13 protein-coding genes are annotated in these 12,519 nt (G+C 61.2%); 10 read left to right on the forward strand and 3 right to left on the reverse strand.

Annotated elements, in window-relative coordinates:
• Window positions 1-182 precede the first annotated feature (182 nt).
• Together VFF99_RS18685 and VFF99_RS18690 are read left to right on the forward strand one after the other, a co-directional pair.
• The gene (locus VFF99_RS18685) at window positions 183-1,850 is read left to right on the forward strand and encodes a 3-(methylthio)propionyl-CoA ligase (RefSeq protein ID WP_325020430.1); all 1,668 of its coding nucleotides are present in this window, start codon (window positions 183-185) and stop codon (window positions 1,848-1,850) included.
• 24 nt (window positions 1,851-1,874) lie between these two features.
• Window positions 1,875-2,930, forward strand: a complete 1,056-nt coding sequence (locus tag VFF99_RS18690) for a phosphotransferase family protein (RefSeq protein ID WP_325020431.1) — start codon at window positions 1,875-1,877, stop codon at window positions 2,928-2,930.
• A 49-nt stretch (window positions 2,931-2,979) separates the two neighbouring features.
• On the opposite strand, the gene VFF99_RS18695 is transcribed toward VFF99_RS18690, so the two are convergent.
• A complete protein-coding gene (locus VFF99_RS18695; RefSeq protein ID WP_325020432.1) occupies window positions 2,980-3,966 on the reverse strand; it encodes a GlxA family transcriptional regulator in 987 nt (328 codons plus the stop codon).
• 111 nt (window positions 3,967-4,077) lie between these two features.
• Here VFF99_RS18695 and VFF99_RS18700 point away from each other — a divergent pair, with 111 nt between their 5' ends.
• The 8 genes from VFF99_RS18700 to VFF99_RS18735 all read left to right on the forward strand — a co-directional run bounded on the left by VFF99_RS18700 (window position 4,078) and on the right by VFF99_RS18735 (window position 10,765).
• Window positions 4,078-4,728 (forward strand): DJ-1/PfpI family protein, encoded by a 651-nt coding sequence (locus tag VFF99_RS18700; protein ID WP_325020433.1) that lies wholly within the window; start codon window positions 4,078-4,080, stop codon window positions 4,726-4,728.
• Window positions 4,729-4,801: 73 nt separating this feature from the next.
• A complete protein-coding gene (locus VFF99_RS18705; RefSeq protein ID WP_325020466.1) occupies window positions 4,802-5,995 on the forward strand; it encodes an ABC transporter substrate-binding protein in 1,194 nt (397 codons plus the stop codon).
• 100 nt (window positions 5,996-6,095) lie between these two features.
• Window positions 6,096-6,953, forward strand: coding sequence for a branched-chain amino acid ABC transporter permease (locus VFF99_RS18710; RefSeq protein WP_325020434.1), 858 nt, complete (start codon window positions 6,096-6,098; stop codon window positions 6,951-6,953).
• 7 nt (window positions 6,954-6,960) lie between these two features.
• A complete protein-coding gene (locus VFF99_RS18715) occupies window positions 6,961-7,962 on the forward strand; it encodes a branched-chain amino acid ABC transporter permease (protein WP_325020435.1) in 1,002 nt (333 codons plus the stop codon).
• Window positions 7,955-8,722, forward strand: a complete 768-nt coding sequence (locus tag VFF99_RS18720) for an ABC transporter ATP-binding protein (RefSeq protein WP_325020437.1) — start codon at window positions 7,955-7,957, stop codon at window positions 8,720-8,722. Before VFF99_RS18715 ends, VFF99_RS18720 begins: the two co-directional genes overlap by 8 nt.
• Entirely contained in the window at window positions 8,719-9,423 is a 705-nt protein-coding gene (locus VFF99_RS18725; RefSeq protein ID WP_325020438.1) for an ABC transporter ATP-binding protein, read from the forward strand. Before VFF99_RS18720 ends, VFF99_RS18725 begins: the two co-directional genes overlap by 4 nt.
• A 34-nt stretch (window positions 9,424-9,457) precedes the next feature.
• Entirely contained in the window at window positions 9,458-10,324 is an 867-nt protein-coding gene (locus VFF99_RS18730) for an alpha/beta hydrolase (protein ID WP_325020439.1), read from the forward strand.
• 39 nt (window positions 10,325-10,363) lie between these two features.
• Window positions 10,364-10,765 carry a RidA family protein gene (locus VFF99_RS18735; protein WP_325020440.1) on the forward strand — a complete coding sequence of 134 codons (402 nt, stop codon included), beginning with the start codon at window positions 10,364-10,366 and terminating at the stop codon, window positions 10,763-10,765.
• A 91-nt stretch (window positions 10,766-10,856) separates the two neighbouring features.
• Here the strand turns inward: VFF99_RS18735 and VFF99_RS18740 are convergent, their stop codons facing one another.
• Window positions 10,857-11,885: a methyltransferase gene (locus VFF99_RS18740; RefSeq protein WP_325020441.1), complete on the reverse strand. Its 1,029-nt coding sequence runs from the start codon at window positions 11,883-11,885 to the stop codon at window positions 10,857-10,859.
• Window positions 11,886-11,919: 34 nt separating this feature from the next.
• Window positions 11,920-12,507 (reverse strand): LysE family translocator, encoded by a 588-nt coding sequence (locus VFF99_RS18745; protein WP_325020442.1) that lies wholly within the window; start codon window positions 12,505-12,507, stop codon window positions 11,920-11,922.
• Window positions 12,508-12,519: the final 12 nt, after the last annotated feature.

A 12,519-nucleotide genomic window follows, 5' to 3' on the forward strand; every position in this document is an offset into this window, starting at 1 on the left:
CAAGCGACAAAAGAAGACATACGCGCATGGATCCTCAGCCGATATAAAACCCGCATTCCGCTGCCGGATATCACGGATATCCAGCGCGCGGTGGGGTGGACAAGGCCGAGCGACGCTTCCAGGCAATCGAATTCCGCGTTTGGCGGAAATCTCTCATTCCAGCGACAGCCCAGGAGAATCTGATGTTCCAGTTTTCGTCGAGCCCCGTAGAGGGACAAATGATGAGCGATCCGCTGCTCATTTCGTCGATCATCGAGTATGCAGAGCGGTATCACCCGGACACAGAAATCGTGTCGCGCCGGGTCGAAGGAGACATGCATCGCTACACCTATCGCGACTGTCACAAGCGGGCGCGGAAGATGGCGAAGGCGCTTGCGGCGCTCGGCGTCCGCCCGGGTGAGCGGATCGGAACGCTGGCGTGGAACGGCTACCGGCATCTCGAGCTGTACTACGCGATTTCAGGTTCCGGCTCGGTGATGCATACCATCAATCCGCGCCTGCATGCCGACCAGGTCGCCTACATCATCAACCACGCGGAAGACCAGTACCTCTTCTTCGACATCAGCTTCCTTTCCCTGGTGGAGTCTGTCGCGCCGCAATGCAAGGGGGTAAAAGGCTTCGTGATGATGTGCGGCCGCGAGCACATGCCAAAGACAACGGTGCTCTCCAATCTCCTCTGCTACGAATCACTGCTTGAACAGCATGACGACGACTACACATGGCCGGTGTTGAACGAAGCGGCCGCATCGAGCCTGTGCTACACGTCGGGAACCACCGGGAACCCGAAGGGCGCGCTGTATTCGCACCGGTCGACGTTGTTGCACTCGTATGCGACTGTACAGCCAAACGCATTCGGCCTTTCTTCGCGCGAGGTTGTGATGCCGGTGGTGCCCATGTTTCACGTCAACGCATGGGGACTTCCCTACTCGGCGCCGATGGCCGGTGCAAAGCTGGTGTTGCCCGGTCCGTCACTTGATGGGAATTCATTGTTCGAGCTGATCGAGGGGGAGGGCGTTACTTTCTCCGCCGGCGTGCCGACGGTGTGGCTGGGAGTGCTCGACCATGCGGACAAGGCTGGAAAGCGCTTTACCACGTTCAAGAGGATCGTCATTGGCGGATCGGCTTGCCCGCCGGCGCTGATGAAAGCTTGGCGCGAGCGGTACGGCGTCGAAGTGATCCACGCCTGGGGCATGACGGAGATGTCGCCGGTCGGCGCGGTATGCAGCTTGCACCCGCGGCACGCAGTGCTGGGTGCCGAAGAACAGCAGCAACTGCGAGAAAAGCAGGGGCAGGCGGTGTTCGGAATCAAAATGAAAATCGCCGGCGACCTCGGCGAGGACCTGCCCTGGGATGGAAAGACGCGCGGCAACCTGCTGGTAAAAGGGCCTTGGGTGATCAGCAGCTACTTCAAGGGCGAAGGGGGCGAGGCGCTGCAGGATGGATGGTTTCCGACGGGCGACGTGGTCACGATCGACAACGATGGCTACATGCAGATCACGGACAGAAGCAAGGACGTGATCAAGTCGGGAGGCGAATGGATCGGCTCGATCGATCTGGAAAACATCGCCATGGCCCATCCTGCCGTCCATCAGGCGGCGTGCATCGGCGTCTACCACCCGAAATGGGACGAGAGACCCCTCCTGGTTGTCGAGAAGAGACCGGGCGCGGAGCTCGACAAGCAAAGCCTGCTGGCCTTCTACGAAGGGAAAGTCGCCAGATGGTGGCTGCCGGACGACGTGGTATTCGTCGATGCCCTGCCCATCGGGGCGACAGGAAAGGTATTGAAAAGCGAGATCCGCAAGCAGTTCAAGGACTTCAAGTTGTCGGCCGAGCCGGCGCGGAACGGGTAACAGCCCGGAGTTGACGATTACAGCATGCAAGCACCACACACAATCGAAGCATTCGATGCGCGCGCACGCGCGCGGTTGGATGCGTATCTGTCCGAACATGTCCCTGACTTCGATGGCATACGGGAGTTGAGCAAGTTCGAAGGCGGGCAGTCGAACCCGACCTACCGGTTAAGCACTGCAACACGGAATTACGTGCTGCGCACCAAGCCGGCGCCGGCTACGGAGCTGCTGCCCTCGGCGCACGCCATCGACCGCGAGTACCGCGTGATCAGCGCGCTTGGACGGGCCGGGATTCCGGTTCCCGAGACCTTTGTGCACTGTGAAGACGAGGGGATTATCGGCCGCCAGTTCTACCTGATGGGTTTTGTATCCGGCCGCATCTTCTGGGACCAGGCATTGCCGATGCTGCCGGCGTCGGAGAGAGCGGCGATCTATGGCGAAATGAATCGCGTGATCGCCGCGCTTCACAGCGTTGATCCCGCCAATGCCGGACTCGCGGATTTCGGGAAGCCGGGCAATTACTTCGGCCGGCAGATTTCGCGCTGGACGAAGCAATACCGGGCCTCGCAGACCCAGGTACAGCCGGCGATGGAACAGCTCATCGAATGGCTGCCCGGGCATATTCCGGACGGCGAGGAAACGTGCATCGTCCACGGCGACTTCCGCCTGGATAACCTGGTGTTCCACCCCACCGAACCGAGGGTGACCGCGATTCTCGACTGGGAGCTCGCCACCCTGGGCCATCCGCTAGCCGATTTCTCGTACCACTGCCTCGGCTACCGGATTGCGCCGCACCAGTTCCGCGGCATCGCAGGACTGGATCTGCCGGCGCTCGGCATACCGTCCGAGCAGGCATATATCGCGATGTACTGCGACCGCACCGGCCGCAACCGGATCGACGACTGGGAGTATTACATCGCGTACAACCTGTTCCGGCTTGCGGCCATCCTTCAGGGAATCGCCAAGCGCGCCGAGGATGGGACCGCGGCGGCCGCGGATGCGGCGCGGGTGGGGGCGCAGGCGCGCGAGCTCGCAGAACTGGGTTGGGCGGCCGCATTGCAGTGCGGGAAGCGCGGGTAGGCAAGCCGAACGATTCGGTTTGCCGTCGCCGAGCGCGGCAGGCGGCGTGTCACCCGGAATGAAGCAAGCCGTATTGCGACGGAGTCATGTCGAAGCGCCGCCGGAACACCCTCGCCAGATGTTCGTCCGATGTAAATCCCGCAGCCCGCGCGGCGGCCTTCACCGATGCGCCCGCTTCCAGCTTGTTGCGCGCGACCTGCAGGCGTAGTTCTTCGATGAACCGGGCCGGCGTGAGCCCGGTCTCGTCCCTGAAGTTGCGGTGGAAGCTGCGCACCGACTCGTTTGCCGCTTCGCTCAAACGCTGCACGTCGAGCGGCTCGTGCAAATGCGTGCGCATCCAGTCGACCAGCTCGGCATAGCGGCCAAGCTGCGAATCAAGAATGAGCGAAAACTGGGACTGGTTGCCCAGCCGCCGTGTCGACAGGATGAGATGCTTGGCGATGCTCGCCGCCATCAGCCGGCCCAGATCTTCCTCGATCATCGCCAGGCACATGTCGATCCCGGCGGTGACCCCGCCCGATGTCCATACGCGCCCGTCGCGGACGTAGAGCGCTTCGGGGTCCACGTCGATCGCCGGAAAGCGGTTCGCCATGTATCCCGCGGCCAGCCAGTGAGTGGTCGCCCTGCAGCCGTCGAGCAGTCCCCATTCCGCAAGCGCAAGCGCACCCGAACAAACAGACCCGTATCGCCTGGCCACCTTCGCGGCCTGCTGTGTCCAACTCTTCAGGGATGGATCGTGCACCAGCGCACGAAGGCCTTCATCGGGGCCGCCCGCGAGAATCAGCGTGTCGAGCGAAGACGGCCGTATGTCTTCAATCGACGCACTTGCTATTTCGAGTCCGCTCGAAGTCCGGATCGGGCCGCCGCCGGCGGACAGCACAACGATATTGAACGGTGGTTCGGGGCTGAGGCGATTGGCAAGGGAAAAGACATCGATCGGGCCGGCAAAGTCGAGAAGCTGCACGGAAGGGAATGTGACGAATGCGACGGTGCGCCGTCGGCCGGCCTTGCGCTGTTTTGTTGCGGGTCTGCTCATGCGCAAACTGTAGCAGAAATGCGCAGGTCTTTGTCATTGCTGCCAACCTGCACGGACACGATACTTGTGATCCAAGTTGTCGATCAGGCGGCAACGCAACCAGGAGGAAATATGAAACCGTTGAAGATCGGAGTGCTGCTGTTTCCGCATGTGACAGCGCTGGATTTGGTCGGGCCTGTGCAGGTGTTCGCCGCCGCCACCGGCGCCGAGGTCTACCTCGTATGGAAGGACCTGGCGCCGGTGCCGGTCGATTCAGGCTATAGCATCACGCCGACCGCGACGCTGGAAACCTGCCCGCAAGTTGACCTTCTGTGCGTCCCGGGCGGACCGGGACAAGTCCCGCTCAGGGACGATGCGGAATTGTGCCAGTGGCTGCGGCGCCAGGGAGAAGCCGCAAGCTGGGTCACCAGTGTCTGCACCGGCTCCTTGCTGCTCGGCGCGGCAGGCTTGCTGAAGGGGTATCGGGCGGCAAGCCACTGGAACTACAGGGAGCACCTGGCGGCGTTCGGAGCGATTCCCGACACGGGCAGGGTGGTGCACGACCGCAACCGCATTACCGGGGGAGGATGCACGGCCGGCATCGATTTCGCGCTGCAAGTCGTGGCGCACATTTTCGGAGAGCAGGAAGCCAAGGAAATCCAGCTCTTCATCGAGTATGCGCCGCAGCCTCCGTTCAACTCCGGCCGCCCGGAGGATGCCGATGCACTGACGGTCGATCGCGTCAAGAATCGGCTTGCCAATCTGAGAAAAACCCTGGCGTGAGCATTCCCGCGTCCTCGCGGTAAAGCAAACGCCACAACGCATGGCGTACCTATAACAAGGAGACATGACAATGATGGATCGTCGCAATTTTCTGAAACTCTCTGCAGCCGCACCGCTCACCGCTGCTTTCGGCAAGGTACTTGCCCAATCCGATACGATCGAGCTCGTTTGCCCGGTGCCCCTGTCGGGACCGTTCGCCGCAAACGGAAAGTTTTCGGAAATGGGCGTGCGCCTGGCCGTGGAGAACTACGGCAAGCTGCTCGGCAAGCGCGTGACCTACACCACGATGGACACGGAAGGAAAACCGGCAACCGCGGTGCGCAAGGTGCAGGAAGCGGCACAGCAGAAGGGCGCCCGATTCTTTGTCGGCGGCATCCTGTCGTCCGAGGCGCTTGCCATGAGCAAGGAAGTGGACAAGGCGGGAGGCGTGTACATGACCATCGCCGGCGCCGATGAAATCACGGGCAGCGATTGCAATCGCTCGACGTTCCGCTGGTCGGTGCCGACCTACGGGATCATCGACCAGACCGTGCGCCAGGTGGCGGAGAAATTCCCGAATGCGAAGCGCTGGTACACGATCACCCCTCAGTATGTCTTCGGCGAAGGCCTGCTGCACTGGTCGAAGGAAGTCTTCAAAGCCAAGGGGATCGAGCACGTGGGCAACAGTTCCCACTCGCTTGCCGAGAAGGAGTTCAGCGGCTATCTCACCAACGCCATGGCGGCCAAACCCGATGTATTGCTGCTGTTGAATTTTGCCTCGCAGTCGTCCGACACGCTGCGCCAGGCCGTGAGCTTCGGCATCAAGAAAAACATGATCGTCGTGGTGGCGCAGTCCGCCGGCCTGGAACAGTTCGAATCGCTGGGTCCCGATATTTGCGACGGCGTGTATTTCGGTCTGCAGAACTGGCACGGCGTCGATACCCCGTTCAACAGGGAATTCACCAGGCTGGCCAACGGCGCGACCCGGAGCGATCCCAATTTCACGGTCACCAGTACCTATACCTGCGCCAAAGTCGTTCTCGACGCCATCAAGAAAGCCAATAGCACCGACCCCAAGGCTGTCATCGCGGCGATGGAAGGCATGCAGTATGAAGGGCCGACAGGCATCGAAGAGATCCGCAGGGGAGACCATCAGGTCATCAAGGATTTTTATCTGCTCAAGGGCAAGCCCAAGGCTGCGATGAAAAACAAGAGTGACTACGGCGATATCGTCTCCTCCGGCAAATCCTTCCTGCCGGTGGAAAAGACCTTGTGCAAGATGGCCTAGCGAGGCCCGCCAAAAAAAAGCAGCCGCTCATGCGGCGGCGGCGGTTTACCGTCGCCGCGGCCGCCGGCTGTCCTACGCTCGAAGCGCCCGGCTTGAAAAGATGAACATCTACCTACTTCAGATAATCAACGGCATCGGCATCGGAATGCTTTACTTCCTGATGGCCGTGGGGCTGAGCATCGTCTTCGGACTGCTCGGCTTCGTCAACTTTGCGCACGGTGCATTCTTTCTGCTCGGCGCGTACGCCTGCTATCAGTTCGCATTGGCCGGCCTCGACTACTGGCTGGCATTGGTGCTCGCGCCGGTCATCGTCGGCGGCTTTGCCTGGATCACCGAGAAAGCCTTCCTGCATCGCATTTACAAACTGCCGCATGAATTTCATATCCTGCTGACGGTCGGCGTCGCACTGGTCTTGCAGGAGGCGGTGATCCTGCAATGGGGCATCGTGGGCCAGAACGTCGCCGTGCCCGAGGCACTTGAAGGCGTGCTGATACTGGGTCAGTTCGTTTACCCCAAGTACCGGATCTTTGTCATTGCATTCACGGCCGTCATTGCACTGTTGCTCTGGTGCTTGCTCGACAAGACACGTCTCGGCGCCATTGTCCGCGCGGGGAGCGAGTCCACCGAAATGGTGTCGCTCCTGGGAATTCACGTTACCCGGATCTTCAGCTTTGTCTTTGCGCTCGGCGGCGCCACGGCCGGACTGGCGGGGGTCCTCGCTGCGCCGCTCCGGGGCGTGGAGCCGTTCATGGGCGTCGAGGCGCTCGGTATCGCGTTCGTCGTTGTTGTCATCGGCGGCATGGGGAGCTTTGCCGGCGCGCTGGCGAGCGGGCTCCTGGTCGGTGTCGTGCAAAGCCTGATGAGCACCCTTTGGCCGGAGGGGGCCCGGTTGATGATCTTCGTCGCGATGGCGGCGGTCATGCTGTTGCGCCCGAACGGGCTGTTTGGAAGAACCTAGGAATCCAATGAACGCAAGCTTTCTCTGTCAATATCGCCACCTGGCGATGGCGGTAGCCACGGTGGTCGTGCTGCCTCTCGTCCTGACTTCCGGTTCGCTCGCCACCGAAGTCCTCATCTTCGCGCTCGCGGCGCTGGGATGCAATCTGCTGCTCGGCTATACCGGGCTGATGTCATTCGGCCAGGGCATCTTCCTTGGACTCGGCAGCTATGCCGCCGGACTGGCCCTGCTGCATTTGCGCATCCCGCTGATCGCCGTTCTTCCGCTGGCGATGATTGTGGGGGCACTGGCGGCCGCGCTGGTCGGCTGGTTCTCGATCCGGCAGCGCGGAACCTACTTTGTCATGTTGACCCTCGCGTTCGCGCAGATGTTCTACTTTCTCGCTTACACGCTGCGCGACATCACGGGCGGCGACAACGGCCTGCTCGACATACCGCGTCCTCCTCTGGAAATCCTCGGGCAAAGACTGCTCCCGACCGCAGGGCCATGGGAATACTACACGCTGGTTGCCGTCGTATTTGTCGTCGTGTTCTGGGTATTGCAGCGGATTGTCGATTCCATCCTCGGACGTACTCTGCTGGCGGTACGCGACAATGAAGCGCGCGCCGCGGCAGCCGGATACGACGTGCGAATGCTCAAACTCATCGCCTTCATGATATCCGGCGCCATCACCGGTCTCGCCGGCGCGCTTCACGCAATGCTGACCGGAATCGCTCCCCTTTCCAACATCGAATACGGGACGAGCGAGTCCATCCTCATCATGACGGTGATCGGCGGAACAGGAAAACTGTTTGCGTCGGTGCTCGGCGCGGGCTTCTATGTCCTCGTCGGGGACTGGCTTTCCACGCTCTGGCCGCGCTGGCTCATGCTTCTCGGGATGCTGCTGATTGCCGTCAGCCTGTTCATGCAAAAGGGGTTATGGGGTGTGGGAACGGGCTTGCTCCAGCGTGTGCGTCGACAGGGGCGGGCTGACGACACCGCAACGCAAAGGAGTGCCGCGTATGACTGAGCCGATCCTCCAGGCACGGAATATCGTCAAGCGGTATGGCCGGTTCACCGCGGTAAACGGCGTATCGATAGACGTACTTCCACACACGGTGCATTCGGTGATCGGGCCCAACGGCGCAGGAAAGACGACCCTGTTCCATGCATTGACCGGCACCGTCCCCCTCACCTCCGGCCAGATCCTTGTGGACGGCGTGGATATTTCAGCGTTGCCCGGATTCAAACGCGTCCGCACAGGCCTCGCGAGATCGTTTCAGGTGACCAGCCTGTTTCCGAACCTGACGGTACTCGAGAATCTGCGGCTGGCGGCGCAGGGCGTGGATGCGGTGCAGGCATTCCATCCCTGGCGGCGCCCGGAGAGTTTCAAGGCCGCATGCGAGACCGCGGCGTCTCTTGCCGAGCGCTTGAATCTCACGCTTGTTCGCTCCCGCCTCGCGGGGGAGTTGTCCCATGGCCAGCAGCGCAGGCTTGAGGTCGGCATGGCGCTCGCGGCCCGTCCCAAAGTGATTTTTCTCGACGAGCCCACGTCAGGAATGGGTGTGGATGACATTGGCGACATGAAGCAGCTGATCTTCAGCCTGCGCAGTGACTACACCGTGGTTTTGATCGAGCACAACATGGATATTGTCATGGACATCTCCGACACGATCACCGTGATGCAGCTTGGCCAGGTACTGGTCGAGGGAGCGCCCGACGCGGTGCGTTGCGACGACCGCGTACGCTCGGCGTACCTCGGAAGCATGATCACCGGGGGGCGGAAATGATTCTCGAGCTGCTCGATGTCCACAGCTATTACGGCAAAAGCCACATTATTCAGGGTGTTTCCCTTCACGTTGAAAAAGGCGAGGTGGTTACCCTTCTCGGGCGGAACGGCGCCGGCAAGACGACGACACTCAAGACCATCATGGGCGTCGTGGCGCCGCGCAGGGGGGCCATCCGGTTCGATGGAAAAGAGATCGCCGGGTTGCCACCCCATGCCATTGCCGGGAAAGGCCTGAGCCTTGTTCCCGAGCATCGCGGGATATTCCGCCTTCTGACGGTTGAAGAGAACCTCACCATGGCCGCGCGCCGCGATTCTCCATGGAGCCTGGAAGAGATATACCGCATCTTCCCGCGCCTGCGCGAGCGGCGCCGGAATGGCGGCAGCCAGCTGTCGGGCGGCGAGCAGCAGATGCTTGCCATCGGCCGGGCGCTGATGACCAATCCGAAAGTGCTGATGCTCGACGAGCCGGTGGAAGGGCTCGCGCCGGTCATCGTGGACGAGATCGTTACCCAGATCGGAAAAATCAAGGAAAGCGGTATTCCCATCATTCTGGTCGAGCAGAATCTGGCGGTGTGTACGCAGCTGGCCGATCGGCACTACATCATCGAACAGGGTCGCGTCGTCTATACGGGAAGCAATGCCGAATTTCTCGCCGACGACGGCGTCAAGGACCGCTACCTTGGCATCAATATCGCGGCATGACAAGAACCGCAGAATCTGCATGCAAGGAGGATGTATGACAGGGCACCACCAGTACACGCCGGAAGAACTGGAGCGGCAGTACAACGTGCGTTTGGCACGCCCCGATTTCGAGAGCGTGGTGATTCCGGGATGGACGGCGCGAAGTGCCGGGTTTCGCGCAGGGACGAATGCGAAGCTTGACCTGGCGTATGGTGCGCAGGCGCGCGAGCGGCTCGACGTCTTCTCTGCCGGCGGTGCTGCAGCCGCTCCGGCGATTGTGTTTTTCCATGGAGGGTATTGGCAGCGATTCGACAAATCCGTGTTCAGCTTTATTGCGGAGCCCTTTGTCAGACGCGGCGTGTCCGTCGTCCTGCCGAACTATGCGCTTTGTCCCACGGTCCGCATCGGAAAAATACCGGAGCAGGCCAGGCGAGCGGTGGCCTGGGTTTGGCGGAACGCAAGTGAACTGGGCATCGATCGAAACAGGATCTTCGTCATGGGCCATTCTGCCGGCGGACACATTACCGCCATGCTCATGGCAACCCGGTGGGCAGCCGTCGCGCCGGCTTTGCCAAGCGATCTCGTCAAGGGGGGCATTCCGATTTCCGGTCTGTTTGAGCTGGAACCGCTGCGCCACACCTCGATCAACCGGGGTTTGGGCCTGGACGAAGAGGAAGCGGCGAACCAGAGCCCGATGAATCACGAACCGGCGACCTGCGCGCCGCAGCTCGTCGTGTGCGGCGGCAAGGAGTCCGCCGAATTCCACCGCCAGTCCGACGTTTATGTGCAGGCCTTCGCGACGAAAGAACGGCGCATCGAGCGCTTCACCGTTCCATGGCGCGACCACATGGACGTACTCGATGACTTGTCGGATGAGAACGCCGCGTTCTTTCAAAAAGTGCATGCCCTGGTTACGGCGTGAAGCGATATTGACGTTGTTACTGACAAAAATGAGGAAATCATGACTGTTCAAATCATCAATCCGGAGACGATATCCGCGCCGCTCGGCGCCTATAGTCAGGCAATCCTGACCACAGGGCAGGGCCGGACACTGAATATCTCGGGTCAGATCGGCATCCGCGAAGACGGTCGCGTGGCCGGCGGCTTTGCCGAACAAGCGGACGCGGCATGGAAGAATATTGTGGAGATCCTGGGTGCGGCCGACATGGATGTCTCGAACCTGATCAAGATCGTGACATATTTGACTGACCCGGCCGACGCGGCCAGGCTTGCGGAAATCAGGTCGAAGTACCTGGGCAACAACAGGCCGGCGTCGACAATGGTCGTTGTCAAATCGCTACTGAAGTCCGACTGGCTGATCGAGATTGAAGCGACGGCGTTCAAGCTCGGTAGGCCGGGATGAAATCCCAGCAAGCGTCCCATCGTTAAACTGCGCTGGGATTGCATCCCAGCCTACGGCCTTCGCACCTCTCTCGGCCTGCTGCCAATCGGCCTCATTTGTACGCAACCGCTGCACTTGCCGGACCAGCCAAGGGGATGATCTCCACCTTCCGGAAGCCGACGTCGCGGCACCATCCTTCAAAGTCGCGGCCGGTGAAGTCGAAGGCGTCGCCGAATTCAATGAGCATGTTCAGCGACATCATCAGGCCGAAGGCGTTCTCGCGGCGCGCGTCGTCGATCAGATTCTCGATGGCGACGAAGGCGCCGCCTTCGGGCAATGCGTCATATGCGGCACGAATCAGGTGCATCTTCTTGTCGAGATTCCAGTCATGCAGGATCATTCCCATGGTGATGATGTCGGCACGCGGCAATGGCTCGGAGAGGAAATCGACGGAAGCCGCCTTCACGCGGTTTTCCATATTCGCCGCAGCGATCTTTCGCCGGGCGATGGGCGTTACGACCGGCAAGTCGGCCGTGGTGCAGCGCATGTGCGTGTGTTCCCGGGCCACGATGAGCGATAGCTGGCCGGTGGCGCCGCCGATGTCGCAGAGGGTCGTGTATCTGGAAAAATCAAACTTGCCGGCAAATGCCTGAAAATTCGCGAGCGAAATTCCGGTCATGGCGTCCATGAACTGTTCGAGGCGTTTGGGATCGCGATAGAGCTCGTCGAACATTGGCTTGCCGCTGTGCTTCACTTCGTTTTGCGGGCGCCCGGTCCGCAGCGCCTCCGTCAGGTCGCCCCAGAAGGGGTAGAGCCTTGCGTTGGCCATCTCCAGAATCCCGCCGATGTAGGAGGCGCTCTCACGATCGAGGAAGCGGGCGGTGTCGCTTGTGTTGCCGTAGCGCGCGTCCCTGCCTTCGCCCTCGCGGGCCAGAAGCTTCAATGCCACCAATGCGTCGAAGAAGTCTGGATTGGCCCGCGGATGCAGATCGAGCGTGTCTTCCAGCTCCTTTCCTGTCATGGGCCGTTTCCGGAGCACGGTAAAGAGGCCGATTTCGACGGCGCTGAGCAGTATCTTGGATGGCCAGAAACCGAAGCCGATGTCGAGGATGCGGGCGGGTGATTCAGTGGCGGTACTCATGATGGTCCTCTCAAGCAGTTGAACAGGGGGCTTGCTACCAAAGCATGAAGATGGTGATTGCGGTGAGGATAGCGACGCAGCGGTTGAGTCTCCGTAACGCGAGCGGGTCGCGCAGGATATGCCGTATGGCTGCGCCGAACAACACCCACGCGAACAGGATAGGTGCGGAGAAAAGCATGAACAAGGAGCAGAGGACGGCTTGGCCCGCATAGCTGGTCGCGCTTTCCGCGAACGCGGTGACAACAGCAATGGCAATGAGCCATGCCTTCGGGTTGACGAACTGGAATACCAGCGCTTGCGCGAGCGGTATTGGCGTCGAGCATGCGGCCTCGGGCGTGCTTGCCGCGTTCCAGAGCCGGCGTGCCAGCCAAAGGAGATAGACGGTGCCCGCCAGCCGCAGCAGCCAGAGAATGCGTGGCTCCGCAAGGATCATGGCTTGCAGGCCGGCGGCAATGGCGGCCAGCAGCAATGCGAATCCCATCAGGATGCCGGCGAATTGCGGCAGCGAGCGTCGCACGCCGAATGCCAGGCCGGAAGCCGCCAGCATCACGGTGTTTGGCCCCGGCGTGGCGGTAATGAGCCCGGCAAATGCCGCCAGCGAGAGTACGGTGCTTGTTTCCATCTTGCGATGCCT

Source organism: Noviherbaspirillum sp., assembly GCF_035654295.1.
Classification (GTDB): domain Bacteria; phylum Pseudomonadota; class Gammaproteobacteria; order Burkholderiales; family Burkholderiaceae_D; genus Noviherbaspirillum.